At 63.5% G+C, this 16,989-nt stretch carries 23 protein-coding genes and 1 pseudogene; 10 read left to right on the forward strand and 14 right to left on the reverse strand.

Going from position 1 to position 16,989, the window contains the following annotated elements:
- Complete coding sequence (locus tag J7I86_RS04490; protein ID WP_214816042.1) at positions 1 to 186, forward strand: hypothetical protein; 186 nt, start codon at positions 1 to 3, stop codon at positions 184 to 186.
- Positions 187 to 219: 33 nt separating this feature from the next.
- On the opposite strand, the gene J7I86_RS04495 is transcribed toward J7I86_RS04490, so the two are convergent.
- The gene (locus J7I86_RS04495; protein WP_214816956.1) at positions 220 to 1,059 is read right to left on the reverse strand and encodes a sucrase ferredoxin; all 840 of its coding nucleotides are present in this window, start codon (positions 1,057 to 1,059) and stop codon (positions 220 to 222) included.
- Between the two features lie 90 nt (positions 1,060 to 1,149).
- On the reverse strand, positions 1,150 to 2,355 hold the full coding sequence (locus J7I86_RS04500; RefSeq protein WP_214816045.1) for a cupin domain-containing protein: 1,206 nt from the start codon (positions 2,353 to 2,355) through the stop codon (positions 1,150 to 1,152).
- An 11-nt stretch (positions 2,356 to 2,366) separates the two neighbouring features.
- Between J7I86_RS04500 and J7I86_RS04505 the strand changes: the two genes are divergently transcribed.
- Positions 2,367 to 2,801 carry a hypothetical protein gene (locus J7I86_RS04505; RefSeq protein ID WP_214816047.1) on the forward strand — a complete coding sequence of 145 codons (435 nt, stop codon included), beginning with the start codon at positions 2,367 to 2,369 and terminating at the stop codon, positions 2,799 to 2,801.
- Between the two features lie 6 nt (positions 2,802 to 2,807).
- Here the strand turns inward: J7I86_RS04505 and J7I86_RS04510 are convergent, their stop codons facing one another.
- From J7I86_RS04510 to J7I86_RS04520, 3 genes are read right to left on the reverse strand one after another with little or no spacing between them, the layout of a single operon-like run.
- Complete coding sequence (locus J7I86_RS04510; protein WP_214816050.1) at positions 2,808 to 3,311, reverse strand: GNAT family N-acetyltransferase; 504 nt, start codon at positions 3,309 to 3,311, stop codon at positions 2,808 to 2,810.
- Entirely contained in the window at positions 3,312 to 3,983 is a 672-nt protein-coding gene (locus J7I86_RS04515) for an O-methyltransferase (RefSeq protein ID WP_214816053.1), read from the reverse strand.
- A 41-nt stretch (positions 3,984 to 4,024) separates the two neighbouring features.
- Entirely contained in the window at positions 4,025 to 4,357 is a 333-nt protein-coding gene (locus J7I86_RS04520) for a thiamine-binding protein (RefSeq protein ID WP_214816056.1), read from the reverse strand.
- Between the two features lie 92 nt (positions 4,358 to 4,449).
- On the opposite strand from J7I86_RS04520, the gene J7I86_RS04525 reads away from it, so the two are divergent.
- Positions 4,450 to 5,079: a TetR/AcrR family transcriptional regulator gene (locus J7I86_RS04525; RefSeq protein WP_214816058.1), complete on the forward strand. Its 630-nt coding sequence runs from the start codon at positions 4,450 to 4,452 to the stop codon at positions 5,077 to 5,079.
- 77 nt (positions 5,080 to 5,156) lie between these two features.
- On the forward strand, positions 5,157 to 5,660 hold the full coding sequence (locus tag J7I86_RS04530) for a DUF5684 domain-containing protein (RefSeq protein ID WP_214816061.1): 504 nt from the start codon (positions 5,157 to 5,159) through the stop codon (positions 5,658 to 5,660).
- 14 nt (positions 5,661 to 5,674) lie between these two features.
- On the opposite strand, the gene J7I86_RS04535 is transcribed toward J7I86_RS04530, so the two are convergent.
- From J7I86_RS04535 to J7I86_RS04550, 4 genes are read right to left on the reverse strand one after another with little or no spacing between them, the layout of a single operon-like run.
- On the reverse strand, positions 5,675 to 5,986 hold the full coding sequence (locus tag J7I86_RS04535; RefSeq protein ID WP_011773136.1) for an AzlD domain-containing protein: 312 nt from the start codon (positions 5,984 to 5,986) through the stop codon (positions 5,675 to 5,677).
- Positions 5,983 to 6,741, reverse strand: a complete 759-nt coding sequence (locus J7I86_RS04540) for an AzlC family ABC transporter permease (protein ID WP_214816063.1) — start codon at positions 6,739 to 6,741, stop codon at positions 5,983 to 5,985. The genes J7I86_RS04535 and J7I86_RS04540 overlap by 4 nt, the downstream gene beginning before the upstream one ends.
- Positions 6,738 to 7,172 carry a hypothetical protein gene (locus J7I86_RS04545; protein ID WP_214816066.1) on the reverse strand — a complete coding sequence of 145 codons (435 nt, stop codon included), beginning with the start codon at positions 7,170 to 7,172 and terminating at the stop codon, positions 6,738 to 6,740. The genes J7I86_RS04540 and J7I86_RS04545 overlap by 4 nt, the downstream gene beginning before the upstream one ends.
- A gap of 57 nt (positions 7,173 to 7,229) precedes the next feature.
- Positions 7,230 to 8,117, reverse strand: a complete 888-nt coding sequence (locus J7I86_RS04550) for a glycerophosphodiester phosphodiesterase family protein (RefSeq protein ID WP_214816069.1) — start codon at positions 8,115 to 8,117, stop codon at positions 7,230 to 7,232.
- A gap of 50 nt (positions 8,118 to 8,167) precedes the next feature.
- Here J7I86_RS04550 and J7I86_RS04555 point away from each other — a divergent pair, with 50 nt between their 5' ends.
- Genes J7I86_RS04555 through J7I86_RS04565 form a run of 3 tightly spaced genes read left to right on the forward strand, consistent with a single transcriptional unit; the run spans position 8,168 to position 10,807 of the window.
- A complete protein-coding gene (locus tag J7I86_RS04555) occupies positions 8,168 to 9,514 on the forward strand; it encodes a DUF445 domain-containing protein (protein ID WP_214816072.1) in 1,347 nt (448 codons plus the stop codon).
- A gap of 40 nt (positions 9,515 to 9,554) precedes the next feature.
- Positions 9,555 to 9,983, forward strand: a complete 429-nt coding sequence (locus J7I86_RS04560) for a VOC family protein (RefSeq protein ID WP_214816075.1) — start codon at positions 9,555 to 9,557, stop codon at positions 9,981 to 9,983.
- Between the two features lie 14 nt (positions 9,984 to 9,997).
- Positions 9,998 to 10,807, forward strand: a complete 810-nt coding sequence (locus tag J7I86_RS04565; protein WP_214816078.1) for an MBL fold metallo-hydrolase — start codon at positions 9,998 to 10,000, stop codon at positions 10,805 to 10,807.
- Between the two features lie 134 nt (positions 10,808 to 10,941).
- Here the strand turns inward: J7I86_RS04565 and J7I86_RS04570 are convergent, their stop codons facing one another.
- Genes J7I86_RS04570 through J7I86_RS04580 form a run of 3 tightly spaced genes read right to left on the reverse strand, consistent with a single transcriptional unit; the run spans position 10,942 to position 13,313 of the window.
- Complete coding sequence (locus tag J7I86_RS04570) at positions 10,942 to 11,757, reverse strand: biotin-dependent carboxyltransferase family protein (RefSeq protein ID WP_214816081.1); 816 nt, start codon at positions 11,755 to 11,757, stop codon at positions 10,942 to 10,944.
- A gap of 4 nt (positions 11,758 to 11,761) precedes the next feature.
- A complete protein-coding gene (locus J7I86_RS04575; RefSeq protein WP_214816084.1) occupies positions 11,762 to 12,511 on the reverse strand; it encodes a LamB/YcsF family protein in 750 nt (249 codons plus the stop codon).
- A complete protein-coding gene (locus tag J7I86_RS04580) occupies positions 12,495 to 13,313 on the reverse strand; it encodes a hypothetical protein (protein WP_214816087.1) in 819 nt (272 codons plus the stop codon). The genes J7I86_RS04575 and J7I86_RS04580 overlap by 17 nt, the downstream gene beginning before the upstream one ends.
- A gap of 200 nt (positions 13,314 to 13,513) precedes the next feature.
- Between J7I86_RS04580 and J7I86_RS04585 the strand changes: the two genes are divergently transcribed.
- The 3 genes from J7I86_RS04585 to J7I86_RS04595 all read left to right on the forward strand — a co-directional run bounded on the left by J7I86_RS04585 (position 13,514) and on the right by J7I86_RS04595 (position 15,526).
- On the forward strand, positions 13,514 to 13,681 hold the full coding sequence (locus tag J7I86_RS04585) for a hypothetical protein (protein ID WP_214816090.1): 168 nt from the start codon (positions 13,514 to 13,516) through the stop codon (positions 13,679 to 13,681).
- 91 nt (positions 13,682 to 13,772) lie between these two features.
- Complete coding sequence (locus tag J7I86_RS04590) at positions 13,773 to 15,089, forward strand: MFS transporter (protein ID WP_214816093.1); 1,317 nt, start codon at positions 13,773 to 13,775, stop codon at positions 15,087 to 15,089.
- 29 nt (positions 15,090 to 15,118) lie between these two features.
- Entirely contained in the window at positions 15,119 to 15,526 is a 408-nt protein-coding gene (locus J7I86_RS04595; protein WP_214816096.1) for a DUF6855 family protein, read from the forward strand.
- Here the strand turns inward: J7I86_RS04595 and glsA are convergent.
- Both glsA and J7I86_RS04605 read right to left on the reverse strand, forming a co-directional pair.
- A pseudogene (gene glsA, locus J7I86_RS04600) lies at positions 15,523 to 16,326 on the reverse strand (glutaminase A); the annotation flags it as partial. The gene J7I86_RS04595 and the pseudogene glsA sit on opposite strands and share 4 nt — an antisense overlap.
- Complete coding sequence (locus J7I86_RS04605; RefSeq protein ID WP_214816099.1) at positions 16,314 to 16,694, reverse strand: META domain-containing protein; 381 nt, start codon at positions 16,692 to 16,694, stop codon at positions 16,314 to 16,316. The gene J7I86_RS04605 and the pseudogene glsA, both read right to left, overlap by 13 nt.
- Between the last annotated feature and the right edge of the window lie 295 nt (positions 16,695 to 16,989).

Consider the following 16,989-nt stretch of genomic DNA (forward strand, 5'->3'; position numbering starts at 1 on the left):
ATGGAACTAGGAGCATCTGTATGGGCGGAGGTGTTGACGGTGGCGGTCGCCTGGCTGACGGTCGTCTGCCTCCTCCTGTCACGCGTGCCCAAACCCCCGAGCCTGCTTGACTCGTCGCTGGACGGGTCGCCTCTGGACAAGTCACCTCTGGATATGGATCGACCCGAGGACTCGGAACCGCGCTGACGCCTAGCGACCGGTGTCCGCTGTTAGTCAGCTTCAGGCACTTCGGATGGACGTCGGCTCGTAGACCATGACCGAACCCGTCGTCGGTGCCAGGCACGTGAGCTGACAAGGCGGTGAGGGGCGGGCCTCCAACTCCACATCGATGCTCGCCGGGTGGGGCGGCCTACCGGTGATCCGGATGCGCCACCGCTCGCCCTGGCGGACGGTCTCAGTAACCTGATAATCATGCCGGCCGGCAGGGCCGAAACGTTCCAGCACCGCCGCGACGGCCGCTTGTTGGAGTGGGGTGAGATCCGTGTATCCGCGCAAATACTCTGCGTGGATCCGACCGCCGAGGTGCGCCTCAATCGTGGCGACGGATGACTCGGCGTCCAGACCTCCGTAGTAGACGCCGTCCGGAGCCACCACTGCGTTGGCTGCGAACCTGTCACCGCCAACGTGGGAGCACTCCCAGACCAGCTCCGGCCAACGCATACTCAGAGCGCGCCCCACGGGCCGGCCACGCACTGCGCAGCAAGGGTCATGCCGGCCATGCGCGCAAATCAGGATGACCGGCGGAAGCCCGGAACTCCCCGGGGATGCCAGGGCCGTGACAATCCCAGCAAGGTCCTCCTCCCGCTCCCACGTTCCCCAGAGCTGCTGATAGGCGCCGGAGCTCTCATATCGCAAAACGGCCCAACGTTTTGGACCATGGCGCGGGCGGGGGCCGGGACGTCGCACTAAGAGCACCCGTGCATTGGCCCTCCGCGCTGCCGTGGACACGACGGCTTTGGTCCCGGCGTCCAGATCAAGGCCGTCGAAACCATTGGGCGGCCACCCGCCACGGTGCTCAATGAGGACCCACACCAAGCCAGGCGACGCCGTACCCGCCATCGAGTCGCCACGCACACGGGCGCTGTTTGCGCAGAAGAAACCTTTCGTTGTGGCCACATCACTGCCCTGCAACATCACTGCCCCGAAACATCACTGTTCAGTGGGGACAAGGATTCCTGCGCGCAGCAGCCTTTCGACGAGTTCAACCCCGAGGTCATGTGCGAGGTATTCCCCTCCGTCCAGAAGGCGCTTCACGGACGGCAGGTCTGTCTCGGGGAAGTCGAGCCACCCCACGCGGGTGGTCAGACGCGAGCCCTCCAATCGCGCTTCCAGTGCGTCCCGGAGCCGCACCAGCGAGCCCGGCCCGAGCCCCTGGACAGCCGCGAGCTGGGCCACCGGACCGAGTGGGGCCGGGCGTCCTTGCCCCCGGCGTGTGCGCTGGAACAGGGAGGTGGTATCAGCCCCAAGGACGGCGGCGGCAAGGCGTTCACGGACGGCGGCGAGTTCCGCGTCGGGCCCATCAACGCCCAGCGGGAGGGACCCGCGCATCTCCGGATCGTCGCACAGTGCCGCCAGCGCGGCCTGTGCCAGGTGTTCGGCCAGCGCGTGGCGGGTCCAGCTGTGGACTCCCAGCGTGAGATGAATCGAGACTTTGCCTTGCGCTTGGGCGGCATGCAGCCAACCACGGGGCAGGTAAAGGACACCGCCGGGCTCCAGGACAGTGTCGATGTATGCCGGGCCTTGAGCAGCCTCGGCTACCTCGGAACGGCGATCGGTCCACGGTTGGCTACGCAGCGGGTCCACGTGTACCGGCTCGTGGATGATCCAGCGCTTGGTTCCCTCAATCTGCAGGACGAAGACGTCGTGGACGTCGTAGTGGTCGTCGAAGCCCCGGTTCTGCGGCGGGGTGATGTAAGCATTGGCCTGCACGGGATGCCCGAGCTCGGTGCTCAACTGAGCACTGAAGCTCGACACCGGGTCCCAGGTGCGATGCAGTGCCTGCAGGACGAGGGTGGCTCCGTCGGCGAATTTGCGCCACAGTGCGGTGTCGTCGAGCTGGTCGGGGATGGTGGCACCAACACCAGCCGGGGACGTGAACGAGGACTCTGGAAGAGTGGAGCCGCCCTTAGCCACGCGAAGGAAAGGGGTGCGCAGACCGCGACGCGAAATCAGTTCGTCAACCGCGCCCGCAGAAAACACATCGGAGAAGTTGCTGACGCCGCGGCTAAGCAGCGCGGTGCGCCCCCAGACGTCGCTGGCAAACTTATCAAGGCCGATGTCGATCAGTCGTGTTTCCAGGACCCCGGCGCCCTTTACTGCGCCCGGGTCCTGGAAATCAGTGCTGGTAGAGCTCAAACTCAGCTGCCTTGTTGTCCGGCGCCGCCATCAGCGCCGCCGTCGGCACCACCGTCAGCACCGCCGTCGTGAGTGCCTGGGACACCGGACGCACCACCATCAGCGGGGCCTTCAGCACCACCGTCGGCACCACCGTCAGCACCGCCGTCGTGGGTGCCTGGGACACCGGACGCGCCACCATCCGCGGGGCCTTCAGCACCACCATCAGCGCCGCCGTCGGCACCGCCGTCGTGAGCGCCTGGGACACCGGCCGCGCCACCGTCCGCGGGGCCCTCCTGCTGGTTTGGATCCTGCTCTGGATCAGACATGCTTCCTCCCGAGAATCGAATGGCGTACTCAGGCTCCGATTTCGGCGCCCAATTTCAACCCGGGCGATCTTCAGCCGCACCGCCCGTGATCACCATATCCATATGGGTCAGCTGTGGGAACAGCTTGCGCGGATTTGAAACCCTCTAGGACCCGACGCCGGGACGCACCATCCGATGTTCCGGCAGCGAGTACCAGGACGGGTCGCAGAGTTGACGCTTTCCGTCCGGCACAAATCCGTTGCGCCGGTAAAAAGCCTGTGCGCGCGGGTTGTCATCAAGCACCCACAAGTACGCCGGACCGCCGCCGATCAAGGCCTCCACCAACGCCTGCCCCACGCCCCGGCCATGAACACGTTCCAAGGTGTAGAGCATGAAGAGTTCCCGTTCGCACGGTCCGTCTTCGTCTTGTCCGGAACCTGCAGCGCCAAGGCCCACTACGAGCCCCTCGGGATCATGGGCCAACATCCGGGTGTGGCCTGCCGCGATGAACGCCCGGTACCGTTCAATGCGGTTCGGCAGCGCGGCTTCCTGTTTCTCGAAGAACTCCGGCGGCAGCAGTCGCCTGTAACTCTCTTTCCAGGACTGGACATGCATCACTGCCATGGCCTCGGCGTCGTCAACCGTAGCCGGGCGAATCGTGAAATCCACTTAGCGCACCCGCGCTATCGCAAAGCCGTCCCAGCCCTTGCTTCCTACGGTCTGGATGGCGGTGGCATCGAGGCGCGGATCCTGACCCATCATTTCCAACACCTTCACGATGCCGGGCGCGTTGGCCTCGTCCCGTTCGGGCTCAAGGATGGCACCGTCCCAGATGACGTTGTCCACCACAATCACGGTGCCCGGGTGCCCCAACCGGATGGCCCAGTCGAGGTAGTTGGAGTCGTTTTCCTTGTCGGCGTCAATGAAAACGAAGTCGAACGATTCCTGACCCGTCAATGTGGGAAGGGTGTCCAGGGCAGCGCCCACCCTGATATCCACCTTGTGGCCCACCCCGGCTGCGTCAAGGTTGGCGCGGGCCACGTCCGCGTGCTTCTGAAGGAATTCGCACGTCACTATCCTGCCGTCGTCGGGCAGTCCCTGTGCCATCCAGATGCTGCTGAACCCGGCCAGGGTCCCAATCTCCAGCACCCGCCTTGCACCGGACATCTGCACAAGCATCCGGAGTAGCTTGGCGGCGTTGGGAGCTACTTCGATCGCCGGCATGCCGGCATCGACGGCGGAGGTCAGGGCGCGCCGGTGGGCAGGGTCAGGACGCACGACGACGTCAGTCAGGTAATGCTCTACGTCCACCCAACCAGGCTCGGTAACGTGTTCAATCATGGCCCCCAGTCTGGCACTCGCCGCGCCTGTTGGGGAAGGATCTAGTCCGTGGCGGAAATGGCGTCTTCGAGCCGTTCAACCTTGCCGGTCAACTCACCGCTGTACCCGGGGCGGATGTCTGCCTTGATGACCAAGGACACCCGGCTGCCGTACCGACCAACGGCCTCGGTGGCGCGTTTGACGACGTCGAACACCTCGTCCCATTCGCCCTCGAGGGTGGTGAACATGGAGTCCGTCTGGTTGGGCAAACCAGACTCGCGGACGATCTTGACCGCGGCAGCGACGGCGTCGTGCACGGAGGCGTCAGGGGTTGGTCCCCCGTTGGCGGCGGAAGCGGGCTGGCCCGAAGGGGCGACTGAAAATGCAAGCAACATGAAATCCAGTGTTTCACGTGCCGGTTTGTCATATAAGAACGTACTCCCGCGTAACAACGGACCGGCGGCGCTCCGTTGCTACCCTGACAAGCATGGAACAGCCCTCTGAACGCAAGCCCCTCAGGGCCGACGCCGCACGCAATGTGGACAAAATCATCACCGCCGCCCGGCAGTGCTTCCGGGAATTCGGACCCGAAGTACCCCTTCAGACCATCGCCGCCACCGCTGGAGTTGGCCCCGCAACGCTGTTCCGCAACTTCTCGGACAAAGAGCAACTGGTGCTCGCAGCACTGTCACGTCAACTCCGATTGCACGTGGACCCTGTGGCAGAAGCCGCCCTTGGCGGCATGGACGCCGCCGAAGGGCTGATCAACGTGATCGACGCCGTGGTGAAGGTCGCCAGCGACGACGCCAATCTCCTGGACGCAGTCGCCGGCCGACGCGGACTGCTCGTGGGCATCACCGGTGGACTGATCGGCTCCATGAACATACTTTTGGAGCGAGGCCAGGGGCAGGGTTCCCTGCGTCGCGACATCACCATCGAGGACATGGTCCGTTTGCTGGCCATGCTGATCGGCGCGGTGGATACCATGGAGCCGGGATCTGCAGCCTGGAAGCGTCCAGTGGCGCTGATCGAGGATGCCATCCGCACGGAGCGCCCTTCCCGGCCGCTTCCGGAGCAGTCAGGTATCCCGGGGATGACGTTCACAGAGGCGGTTTAAGCTTCACTTCCCGTCGGGCTGCCCATGGTGAGTCCTGCCCATAGCGGTCCCGCCACGGCCACCGTAGGGTCGATCGTATGAATATTCCCCTGAGCTCATACTCTTCCAGCGGGGCCGGGTCCGCTGCTACGGCCGGCCTTGTCCTGCTGTTCATGCTGATCTACTTTGCCGTGGTCTTCGGGATCGTTGGCTTGCTCTACATGGGAATCTTCACTAAGGCCGGCCGTCCTGCGTGGGGCGCCTTTGTGCCGGTCTACAACGGCATCAAGCTCTTGGAAATCGCGGGGCGCCCCTGGTACTGGTTCTTGCTGTTCTTCATCCCGTTCGCAGGCATCTATTTCCAGATCGTGTGGTTGAACGACCTCGCCAAGTCCTTTGGAAAAGACGCCGGCTACACGGTTGGCCTGGTCCTGTTGCCGGTAGTTTTCGCGCCCATGCTTTCGTACGGCTCCGCGCGGTACCTCGGCCCGGCTGCCGGACAGCAGTTCGTGGCCTACCCGCCGTCGTACCCGCAGGGCTACGCCCAGGCGCCTATGCAGCAGCCGCCGGTCCAGCAGCCCAACGGTCAGCAATACCGCTAACCTAAAGCCGGCGACTAACCCCAGCCCAGCAGCCGCAGCAATGCTGCGGCTGCTGCGCCTGAAATCACCACGACGAGGAACGGCGCGCGGAGCCACAGGGCGACGGCGGCAGCCACCAAAGCGCCGATGCGGGCATCGAGGACCAAGCCTTGTCCCGACGCCACGGCGTTCACAACCGTCAGGGATGCCAGCAGGCCAATGGTCATGGTGCCGGCCACGTGCATGATCCGCGGGCTCTCCAGCAGCTTGGCCGGTACAAAATAGCCCACCAGCTTGGTCAGATACGCCAGCGCACAGGCAATGAGGATCCACAGCCAAAGGTTCATTTCCTGCCCCCGTGTTCGCGCTGGTGCTTCTCCGCGTAGGGATCCACGTCCGGTTCAAGTCCTTCATCCATGCGTGCGTGGCTGAACCAGCCGATCAGGCCGGCTACTACGGCCGCCACCAGAATGGGAACACCCGAGGGAACGAACGGCACGGCCAGGATAGTGGCAAGCGCACAGGCAGCGGCGATTGCCCAAGGTTCGCGGCCCTTCAAACGGGGCCATAGCAGAGCCAGGAATGCCGCAACGGCAGCGCCATCCAGGCCCCATTGTTTGGGGTCGCCCATGGCGTCACCGGCAAGTGCACCAATGGCAGTAAAGATATTCCACAGGATGAATATGCCTATTCCTGCCGTCCAGAAACCCCTGCGTTGCTCGTCGGGGTCCGACTGTCCGGACGCCGTCGCCGTAGATTCATCGATGGTGACGTGCGCGGAGACGTAACGCTTCCAGCCGTCGGGACGGAGCATGGCGTTGATCTGCATGCCGTAAATGCCGTTGCGAAGACCCAGCAGAGCGCTGGCCGTCATGGCCGCAACCCCGGAGCCACCGCCGGCAACTACACCGATGAAGGCGAACTGCGAACCTCCACTGAACAGCAGGAGGCTGAGCACCATTGTTTGCCAGAAATCGAACCCCGACGCCACCGCCAAGGCGCCGAAGGACACGCCATACAGGCCAGTGGCGATACTCAGGGACAGTGCAACCTTGAACGCCGGAGATTCCCGGAGCTTCATGGGAGCCGGGGTGCTGCTCATTTCCGCAGGCTCCACGACCAGAGGATGAGCGGAATCTGCAGGGGGAGGCGGACCGTGTGGATGCGCCTTTCGGCCGCTGATCCCTTCGGACCGTAGGCGCGTCGAAGAGCGTCAATATGCCCTGCAAGGAATGCAGCAAACATTGCTGTAGTAGCGTCCGCGGCCACCCGGCGCGTGGCAGGGATCAAGAGTCCGACGGCGGCGGTCACCTCAAGCAGGCCCGACGACGCGATCCATTCCTCGCGGGACATCACTGCCAAGGGGCCATTGGGACGGCTCCCGGGCTCATCCTTGCGGCACAGGTAATCAGGGACCACCGGGTAGTAGAACTTGGGGGTGCGGAAATGCTTCGCGGCACTGGCCAAGAGCAGTGCGCTAAGAGCTACTGCAGAGGTGGTTCGGGTTGCTTGGGCTGACCAGCGAAAAGACATGAGACCACTCAATCACAAGCCGGGTTACCCCCAAAGCCGGACCCAAGTGTGTGGGGACTAGTTGGACACCATCAGTTGCGCGAGCACCTGCGCTGGTTTGTTGGTGGTGATTTCATGGATGCCAAGTCCCTGGCACAGAGCCACGTCCTTCTCCGAGTCAACGGTCCAAACCCGGAAGATACGGCCCGCCTCCAACCAGCGCTGAACGTTGCGGGCGTGCTCCCTGATGTAGTCAATACCCGGACCGGCAATATGTACTTCACCTGCATCCAAGACCCTCTCGGCCTCGAGCTGGGTTGCCCGCATAACGTTTGCTACCGCGCCGCCCGTCAGAAAACCAAGGCCAAGCTCCTGCCGGATCTCTTGCACGGTGAAGTCGTCCACCAGCTGGCAGATGTATTCCTTGGGAACGCTCTGCAGCAAACGTTGAACGGAGTCCGTATCGAAGCTCATAAAGGAGATCCCGATGTTCTCCAGCCGTGACTCCTCAGGTGTCCAGCCCTCTTCTTCCAGCAGGGCAAGAACACGATCTTCCAGTTTGAGTCCGTACGGGCTGGGATGCTTGAGCTCGATGGCCAAACCAATGTCCCGCCCAGCACCGCGGAGGATATCCAGCAACTCCGGCAGGGTCAGGAGCTGGTCAGCAACTCCCCCATAAGCCTCAGGAATACGGGCGCCCTTCCACGACGAGAAGTCCAAAGACCGGAGCTCCTCAAGAGTGTGCTCAGCAACAGGACCCGTGCCCGTGGAAGTCCGGTCCAGGTCCGCGTCGTGCAAGAGCACCAAATGCTGGTCCCGGGTCAGGTGGACGTCGCACTCCACACCGTCGGCGCCGTCGGCAATGGCCTTAAGGTAGGCGGCTCGGGTGTGCTCGGCAAAGGCGGCACTGGCGCCTCGGTGGGCATAGACCTTGGGCCGGCTTGGGGCGAAGTCGTCGCTAGTCATGCAGACACGTTAGCCCACCCGGCTGCATGCCCGGGGGCTACGCTGGGCTAATGCAGGTGAACTCTGAACAAATCCCAACCGAAGACGTCACCAACCCCACCCCCGCCGCTGGCGCCGCACCCTCACAAAGGGCATCCGCCGTCGTCGCTCCCTCAGCGGGAGACATGGAAAAGGCAGCAGCGTTACTCCGCATGAAACGGCTGGCCCTGGCGTTGCTGATCGCCATGGCGGTGATCTTCACGGTGGCGTTCGCGTTCCAGAAGCAGTACCCGTGGCTTGAATACGTCAGGGCGGCGGCCGAAGGCGGCATGGTGGGCGCGCTGGCCGACTGGTTCGCTGTTACGGCTCTGTTCAAGTACCCCATGGGCCTGAAAATCCCGCACACCGCCATCATTCCTCGCCGCAAGGACCAGATCGGCGAATCGCTCAGCGACTTCGTCGAGAGCAACTTCCTGTCCCAGGAGGTTGTGCAGGACAAGTTGGCGAGCATCGACATTGCCCGCAAAGCCGGCACCTGGTTGTCAGGGCCCGGCGGTGCGGAGCGCGTAGCCAAGGAAGGCGGCGCGGTGATCCGCGGCGCGTTCACCGTACTGAACGACGACGACGTGCAGGCAGTGATCGAGGGCATGGTCCGCAAGCACCTGCTCACTCCGCCGTGGGGACCGCCCGTGGGCCGGATGGCTGAACGGATCTTCGCTGACGGCCACCACCACACCATGGTCGACCTCCTGGTTGACCGCACGGCCGATTGGGTGGACGCCAACCATGCAACAGTGAACAGGCTCGTCTCGGACCGCTCTCCCCTCTGGGTGCCGACGTTCGTGGACGGTTTGGTGGGTGACCGTGTGTACGTGGAACTTTCAAAGTTTGTTCGCGCAGTACAGGCAGACCAAAACCACCAGGTGCGGCAATCGATCGACGCCTACCTCGCAGATCTGGCCCAGGACCTGCAGCACGATCCCGCCATGATTGAGCGTGCCGAATCCATCAAAGCCCAGATCCTCGGCGACCCCGAGGTCCGCGAACTGGCGTCCCGCACGTGGGGAACGGTGAAGACTGCGCTGCTCAACGCCGTCGACGATCCGAACAGCGAACTGAGCCAGCGCTTCAAGAGTGCCGTCCGCGACTTTGGTCTTCGGCTGGTCAACGACGACGAACTGGCCGGCAAGGTCAACACCTGGATTGGTGATGCTGCCGGATATCTGGTGAACACATACCGTTCGGACATCGCCGGCGTGATCTCCGATACCGTGGCTCGCTGGGATGCCGAGGAAACATCCCAAAAGATCGAGCTTCAGGTGGGCAAGGACCTCCAGTACATCCGCATCAACGGAACTGTGGTGGGCGCACTGGCCGGCTTGGCGATCTTCACGGTGGCGCATCTGCTGTTTGGCTAAGGCTATGGAGCTATTCAGCCCGCCTTGGTAGCTTCAACGCATGCCTATCAAACTTGAGAACGTCGGTATTGCGGTTCGAAACCTTGAAGAAACAATCGCCTTCTTCACGGATCTTGGGCTCACTGTGTTGGGCCGGGACACCGTCAGCGGCGAATGGGCCGACACCGCCGTGGGGTTGGACGGCAACCACGCAAAAATCGCGGTGCTCCAAACTCCGGACGGCAATGGTCAACTTGAGCTCTTCGAATACCTCCACCCTGACGCGATCGAGACGGATCCCACCCTTCCCAACGAAATCGGAATGCACCGCGTAGCTTTCTCGGTTGACGACATCGACCACGCCCTGGAGATCGCCGCCAAGCACGGATGCCATCCGCTGCGTGGCGTGGCGAACTATCAGGACGTTTATAAGCTGACGTATCTTCGCGGACCCAGCGGGATCCTGGTCATGCTGGCGCAGAAACTCTAAAGGGAGCCACAGCCATGCTGAAGGAAGTCGCGGTCGGTGTTCTGGTTCACGAGAGTGAGTTCATCCAGAGCAACTGCACGGTGGTTCAGGGCCGGGACGGTGTGTTGCTGATCGACCCCGGCATCACAGTCAAGGAAATGGCGGGCATCGCAGAGGACCTTCATCGGTTGGGCCAGCCGGTGGTAGCGGGATTCTCCACGCACCCGGATTGGGATCACGTGCTGTGGCACCCGGACTTCGGTGATCCGCCGCGGTATGGCACAGCCCGCTGCGCGGCATCCATTCGCGACGTCCTGTCCCGGGCTGACTGGAAGGAACAGGTGGCTGAGGGGCTGCCTCCGGAGTACGCCGAGGAGATTACGATGGATCTGCTCGGGCTCATCACCGGCCTGCCCGCCGGAGCTGCTGAGATTCCATGGGATGGGCCCACTGTCCGCATCCTGGAGCATCAAGGCCACGCTCCGGGCCACGCAGCGCTCCTGATCCAAGAACCCGGCGTCCTCGTGGCCGGTGACATGCTCTCGGACATCCTGATGCCGTTCCTCGACCTGGAGGCAGCGGACCCGCTCAATGACTACCTCGAAGCGTTGCAGCAGTTCAAAGCCGTGGCCGGCGACGTCGTTGCAGTGATCCCCGGCCACGGTTCTGTGGGCGCAACAGAGCAACTGCGGGAACGCATCGCCCTGGATCGTGCTTACGTGCAGTCACTGCAGGACGGGCGCGATCCCCAGGACCCGCGCATCGGCCCGGCGGCACCCCTGTATTGGTTGGCCAACGTGCATTCCTGGCAATTGCAGCGGCTGGCCGAGAAAGGGCAGAAGTAGTTCAGGGCCGGATCCTGCGTTCCGCCCGCCGTCGCCGAGTTCCCGCGGATCCCCTCATAAAGCGCCGTTACTGAGAAAATCGACCCCTGAGACTCTCACGGTCGGGATCCCTCGCGAGGATCATCGCAGCTGTTTCACGTGACAGCCAAGAGGTGCACCATCTGCCCGGGCCTTGCTTGGCCAATCAGGTCCAAATCCTCGTTCCGGACCACTGCGATCACCGGCGACTCGGCAGTATCTGGGTGGCCTGCCAGAGCGATAACCGGAAGGCCCGACGGCGGCAGCAGGACCGAGCCTGATACCAGCGTCTGAGGCTGGCGTGCTTCACCGGCGGCATCCCCGGAAGCAACGGCAGCGTCAAGCGGCCGGCCGGCCAGCCGCGCCCCTGCCCGATCCGACTCCGGCGAGAGAATCCAGGGTTCACTGGTCAACCGAAGCCATGTACCGGCGTCGTAATTCTGTGCCTGAGGGCCGCGTGAAACCCTGACAACCACAGGACGTTCCGGGTCCAATGCGCGCCGGGCAGGGTGGTTCACCTCCGGGAACGCGTGGCCCTGCGGGCGACCAAACGTCAGAGCCGCACCAGCGCGCAGCGACTCTCCATGCGCCGTCTCTCCTTGTGCCGAGATTCCGCCTTGGACCCCAAGGTAATAGCGGAGACCAAACAGTGCACGGCCCAACTCTAGAATTGCGCCGGGAGGGACCCGAACCGCTTTGTTCAGTGGTAGTTCCCTGCCGTTAAGTGTCACCATACCCTCGGCACCGGTGACCGCCAGGGCCGACCCCGTCACGAACCGCAGCTTCAGCCCACCCAGCATCACCTCTAGTCCGGCTGCAGAGTCCGGGTTACCCAGAAGGATATTTGCCAGGTGCATGGACGCACGGTCCAGCACTTGCTCAGGATCGAGCACCATGGTGCCCGATCCCGGTTCCACCACTACCGCGCCCACCGGCTTAGGCGAACGCTTCGATCTCGACGCCGGCCTTTTCCAGGCCCTCCCGAACCGCAGCAGCCATGTTCACCGCGCCGGGGGTATCGCCGTGGATGCACAGCGAATCGGCCTCCACTGGCACAACGGTTCCGTCAATGGCCAGTACTTCCTTGCGCGTTGCGAGACGCACGGCTTGGGCCACGACAGCTTCGGGGTCGTGCAGCACGGAGCCTTCCTGAGTGCGGGGTACCAGCGTCCCGTCCGGCAGGTAGGCCCGGTCCACGAACGCTTCGCGGAAGACGGGGTGCCCGGATTCCTCAGCGAGGGTCAACCACGCTGAGCCTGGCAAGCCCAGGACCGGCAGGCCCGGATCGTAGGCGTGGACGGCCGCAACCACGGCTTCGGCCTGCTCAGCGTCGCGGACGATCCTGTTGTACAGCGCGCCATGGGGCTTCACGTAATCCACGGAAGCCCCCACGGCGTGGGCCATTCCGTCAAGGGCGCCAAGTTGGTAGAGGACGTCCCCGAACAATTCGTCAAAGGTCATGTCCAGGGAACGCCGGCCGAAGCCCGCCAGGTCCCTGTAGCCGACATGGGCTCCCACTCGGACATCCAGTTCGAACGCTGCACGGCAGCTGTCCAGCATGGTGAGGGGATCACCGGCATGGAAGCCGCAAGCCACGTTGGCGCTGCTCACGATGCGGAACATCGAGGCGTCGTCTCCCATGGTCCAGGAGCCGAAAGACTCCCCGAGGTCAGCGTTCAGATCCACTGCTACCGCCTTCCAGCGTTGTGTTGTTCAAGATGACCTTGGGCGCGTTGGGGAGCAGCTCGCCAGGGACAGTGTCCGGGAGCGGGCCGAAGGCTTCCTTGGCGGTGGACACCACGGCACGGCCCATCATGAGGTTGCCTGCACCACCTACCACCGCGCCTACGCCAAACGGCAGGGCGCGTCCGAGGAACGCGGTACCTTGCCGTTTCAGGAGGTTCTTCAGGAATGCACGCTGGATGGAGTCCCGGATGACGCCGAATCCGCTTCCGGGAATCTTTTTGGTAAGCGTCCGGCCCCACGCATTGGTCACGCCTTTGCCGCGTCCCAGCGATTGCCCGCTGAGGGCGCCCAGCATGGACGTGCCCTCTTCTCCCAGCATGATAGCCATGACCATGGTTTGCGCACGCTCGGGATCGGTCAACCGGATGCCGTGCAACTCCGCCAGCGACGACGCATAGAGCGCAGTGGTCTCCAGGAAGCCCACTGTTGCGAGCGCTGATAGTCCCAGCGACGCCGCGGTTCCAATACCAGGCACGACGGCGGTAGCGCCTACCGCTGCGCCCCCGCCGGAGATGGCCAGCAGGTAATGGCGTTCCAGTTTGGCGGCAAGCTGCGCCGGTGAATCATTGGGGTGCCGGCGTTGGAGCCGGCGGAGGTTTGCCAGGACCAGGGGCCGTTGGACTTCCACAGCCTTCAACAGCACATTGTGCACTCCGGGCTTGGCGTTGCCTTGGGCGTCAAACACTGCGCTGTGGGCTGTTTCCTGGGCGATCTTCACCGCCGGGTTGGGGCGCTTGGGCATCTTCACCTCTCCTTGGCAGTTAGTCGTTTCACGGGGAACTGCTGACTTCAGCCTATGCCACGCCCCCGCCTTGCAAGACCCGGTGGAGGCCGTAGGTGGACAGTATTCCGCGGAGAGCGGACCGGCGCATCAGCCAAACTCCGGCGTAAACTGGGATGCACTCACGGAAGCAGTCCAAGCAAGGACAGGGAGAATCCGTTATGAATGCCTCGGACAAGAACAACGACGCCGTCCGGCACCACGCTGACGCCCCGGCGGAAGGTGAAACTGAAGGCTGGGTTCCGCACGATACCGGTTTGCACAGCCAGGACCCTGCAGAAGGTGCGGACATCGACGACGACGACGCGCCGCCGTCGAGCGCCTCTTAACTGACGTTCCTCCCGAACTTGGTTCGGGTCGCCCGGGCGCCAACCACAGCACGCCTTCCACTGCATCAAAACACAGGCTTAGGCTAGGGGGATGGCCTCGCTGAGAGCGCTGCGTCCCTTTGCACACCGGGAATTCCGGGTGCTGATTTCAGCGCTGTCCATTTCCATTTTTGGCTCGGGCATGTGGGCTGTGGCGATGGTTTATGAGGTGATCCACCTGGGTGGCGGCCCTCTGGAACTGTCCTTGGTTGCCACAGCAGCCAGCATCGGTTTGGTGGGCTTCGTGCTGGCGGGCGGCATAGCGGCCGATCGGTTCCCGCAGCGGCTCCTGATCATCGCGGTGGAAGGCGCCAATCTGGCCGTCATTGCCACCATCACAGCGCTTGCCATGTTCGACGTCCTTCAGCTGTGGCACTTGGCCGTGGGTGCCTTCGTTATAGGCGTGGGCCAGGCATTCTTCTTCCCCGCGTATTCAGCCATGCTTCCGCGCATCCTGCCCGCTGACGACCTACTGGCTGCCAACGGATTAGAAGGAACAGTGCGGCCGGTCTTACAGCAGGCGGCCGGGCCGGCGATCGCGGGGATCCTGGTGGCAGTGCTATCCCCGGCTCACGCCGTGGCTGGTGTGGCCGTTTGCCACTTGCTGGCGTTTGGGATTGTGAACCTCCTGAGCCGTCAGGAGCCCGGCGATCCGGGCTTGGGCGGAGCTGGTCCGGACACAGCTGCAACTGGCAAGTCCTCCCTCTTTAAGGACCTTCGGGAAGGATTCAGCTACACCATCCGCACGCCATGGCTTCTGTGGACCCTGATCTGGGCCTGCCTGTCCGTGCTTTTCCTGATCGGCCCTATCGAGGTCCTGCTGCCGTTCGTCGTCCGCGATCAATTGGGCGGCGACTCGAGGACGTTCGGATTTCTGCTGGCAGTCATGGGAGTTGGCAGTGCCGCCGCTGCGCTGGCCACGGCAACGGTCCGCCTCCCCCGGCGCTACCTGACCGTGATGGTGGTGACGTGGGGGCTTGGCAGCCTGCCGGTAGCTGCGATCGGATTCATGGACAACTTCTGGGTGCTCGGTGCCGCCATGCTGATCTTTGGTGCCACCGAGGGAGTTGGCATGGTCATCTGGGGGACGCTGCTGCAACGGCGGGTGCCACGGCATTTGCTGGGCCGTATTTCCAGTCTGGACTTCTTCGTTTCCCTGGCCTTGATGCCGGTATCCATGGCTCTTGCCGGTCCTGTGGCCCAGGTGGTTCCCCTCTGGCTCATCTTCTTCATTGCCGGTTTGGTGTGCCCCATCATGGCCTTCGTGGCACTCTTCGCAGCACGCATGATGACCGACGAGATTGAGAACCCCCTGACATCCAACGCCACGGACTCGGATGCTGCAGACACGCAGCCGGACTCTGTGTAGCGTGTGCACTATCTCAGGAAGGATTCCCCATGGCCTCCGGCAGCAAAGACGATCCTTGGCGGCTCACCACTCCCCCGGGCTCGTCGGACTACATCATGTACACGGATGAAACCACGGATCCCCTGGCCATTGTTTGCCAGGTTGGATCCACCAAACTGCTGTACCAACGGCGGGCTATCGAGGACCTGCACGCATGGCTCGCTACACAGGGCGATTGGGTACCCTTGGGGGCCGCCGACGAAGGCAAGGAGGCCGCCCCTGGGAGTGTGGAGGCCTGGGGCCGGAGCGAGGACAACCCAGTGGGCGGCTGGTACGGGCTCCGCAAGGGATACCGTGGCCGGTTCGGGATGTACATGCCGCCGCTGCTCGAAGCCCTCGGCCTGGCTGAGCTCACCCACGAGAAGCGGAACAACAGCATGCGGGCGATCACGAACTAAGGGGCACGCGGCGGATGCGCTTGGGACGCGAAGATGTTCAAGCCCAGGACCCGGGATAGATACGCGGTGGCCTGTTGCCCGCGGACGCTATTGCCTGCGGGGTCGAGCCGCGGTGAGAAGGCCGCGATTCCTGCCTTGCCGGGCGAGACCGTGAGCAGCCCGCCGGACACCCCGGATTTGCCCGGGAGCCCGATCTCAAACAGCCACTCCCCGGACCTTTCGTACAGCCCGTTGGCCGCGAGGATCGCAAGGGTGTCACGGCATACTTCTGCTGAAACCACCCGCTCGCCAGTCACCGGGTTGGCCCCACCGTCGGCGAGCGTGGCGCCCATGACGGCGAGGTCGCGGGCGCTGGCACGCAGTGAGCATTGTTTGGTGTAGAAGTCCACTACGTCCAGCGGATCGTGCCCGATCCTGCCGTAGCTTTCCATGAGCCGGGCAATGGCGCGGTTCCGGGTATTGGTAGCGGCCTCGGACACGTAGACGTCCTCGTCCAGCACCAGGTCACGGCCTGCGAAAGCTGACAGCCCCGCGTGAATGCCCTTCCACTGCTCGTCCAGGGTTGCGCCAGGCATGAGGGCAGTGGTGGCCAGCGCACCGGCGTTGACCATGGGATTCATGGGGTGACCGTCATTGAGTTCCATGGCGATCACGGAGTCGAAGGCCAAACCCGTGTTGTTCACGCCCACCAAGCCAGCCACGGCAGCATGCCCCAATTCCTCGCACACCAGGGCGTACACGAAGGCTTTGGAGATGGACTGGATGGAGCCGCCCGGACGCGACTCGGTTACTTGCCGGGTGCGAGCGTCCCGATCTCATCCCCGCCTTGGCCGAACACGGCCAGCTCCCCGTTCTCCTGGATTTTGGCTGTCGAAGCATTTGAAAGCCAGGTATCAACGCCTTCGCAAGCCATTCGAGTGGATGCGAAACCTCCGAACGAGATGGTCTTGCCGTCCTCTTTCCAAGACCCCATGAGTCTGTTGCAGCCGTCAGTTCCTGTGGCATTGCCATCTGACTTGAGGTCCAGGGAAGGTTGCTTGGCGTCGCCTGCGTCACCCCATACGCCGACGAACGGACTGGTGCCACTTCCCGCGCAGCCTGCCATCACAATGGCTGCCATGGATGCCAGGTAAACAATGCGGAAGGTGCGGTGCCGGGTCTGCGCCATGCGGTCAGTCTAGGTTTACGCACTTCGGCCGTCTACCGGATCGTGCGGTCGGTCGCGACTCAGACGACCGACCGCACTAGCCCGGTTTCCGCAGTGATGGCGCCCCGGGCGGGCCCCAGAACCCGCCACACCCATCACTGCTAACTCCGTCGACAAACCGCAACGCGGCCGAAAAGGGCAACGGCGCAGTACGCGGTTCAACGACTTGGGCATTGGATATGTGCTCTGACCTGCGGAAACGTGACGCGGACTCAGAGAATAAATTCTCCCTGATGTTTCTGTCCGGATAAAACGG

The organism is Arthrobacter sp. ISL-95 (assembly GCF_018613695.1).
Lineage (GTDB): Bacteria > Actinomycetota > Actinomycetes > Actinomycetales > Micrococcaceae > Arthrobacter.

What these genes read in the sequence shown, in the direction of transcription:
- J7I86_RS04515 (WP_214816053.1), bottom strand. Translation starts at nt 3,983, where the DNA reads ATGATTGAACACGTTACCGAGCCTGGTTGGGTGGACGTAGAGCATTAC.
- J7I86_RS04520 (WP_214816056.1), bottom strand. Translation starts at nt 4,357, where the DNA reads ATGTTGCTTGCATTTTCAGTCGCCCCTTCGGGCCAGCCCGCTTCCGCC.
- J7I86_RS04495 (WP_214816956.1), bottom strand. Translation starts at nt 1,059, where the DNA reads ATGGCGGGTACGGCGTCGCCTGGCTTGGTGTGGGTCCTCATTGAGCAC.
- J7I86_RS04555 (WP_214816072.1), top strand. Translation starts at nt 8,168, where the DNA reads ATGCAGGTGAACTCTGAACAAATCCCAACCGAAGACGTCACCAACCCC.
- J7I86_RS04540 (WP_214816063.1), bottom strand. Translation starts at nt 6,741, where the DNA reads ATGAGCAGCACCCCGGCTCCCATGAAGCTCCGGGAATCTCCGGCGTTC.
- J7I86_RS04590 (WP_214816093.1), top strand. Translation starts at nt 13,773, where the DNA reads ATGGCCTCGCTGAGAGCGCTGCGTCCCTTTGCACACCGGGAATTCCGG.
- J7I86_RS04525 (WP_214816058.1), top strand. Translation starts at nt 4,450, where the DNA reads ATGGAACAGCCCTCTGAACGCAAGCCCCTCAGGGCCGACGCCGCACGC.
- J7I86_RS04605 (WP_214816099.1), bottom strand. Translation starts at nt 16,694, where the DNA reads ATGGCGCAGACCCGGCACCGCACCTTCCGCATTGTTTACCTGGCATCC.
- J7I86_RS04595 (WP_214816096.1), top strand. Translation starts at nt 15,119, where the DNA reads ATGGCCTCCGGCAGCAAAGACGATCCTTGGCGGCTCACCACTCCCCCG.
- J7I86_RS04580 (WP_214816087.1), bottom strand. Translation starts at nt 13,313, where the DNA reads ATGCCCAAGCGCCCCAACCCGGCGGTGAAGATCGCCCAGGAAACAGCC.
- J7I86_RS04530 (WP_214816061.1), top strand. Translation starts at nt 5,157, where the DNA reads ATGAATATTCCCCTGAGCTCATACTCTTCCAGCGGGGCCGGGTCCGCT.
- J7I86_RS04535 (WP_011773136.1), bottom strand. Translation starts at nt 5,986, where the DNA reads ATGAACCTTTGGCTGTGGATCCTCATTGCCTGTGCGCTGGCGTATCTG.
- J7I86_RS04490 (WP_214816042.1), top strand. Translation starts at nt 1, where the DNA reads ATGGAACTAGGAGCATCTGTATGGGCGGAGGTGTTGACGGTGGCGGTC.
- J7I86_RS04585 (WP_214816090.1), top strand. Translation starts at nt 13,514, where the DNA reads ATGAATGCCTCGGACAAGAACAACGACGCCGTCCGGCACCACGCTGAC.
- J7I86_RS04550 (WP_214816069.1), bottom strand. Translation starts at nt 8,117, where the DNA reads ATGACTAGCGACGACTTCGCCCCAAGCCGGCCCAAGGTCTATGCCCAC.
- J7I86_RS04545 (WP_214816066.1), bottom strand. Translation starts at nt 7,172, where the DNA reads ATGTCTTTTCGCTGGTCAGCCCAAGCAACCCGAACCACCTCTGCAGTA.
- J7I86_RS04560 (WP_214816075.1), top strand. Translation starts at nt 9,555, where the DNA reads ATGCCTATCAAACTTGAGAACGTCGGTATTGCGGTTCGAAACCTTGAA.
- J7I86_RS04565 (WP_214816078.1), top strand. Translation starts at nt 9,998, where the DNA reads ATGCTGAAGGAAGTCGCGGTCGGTGTTCTGGTTCACGAGAGTGAGTTC.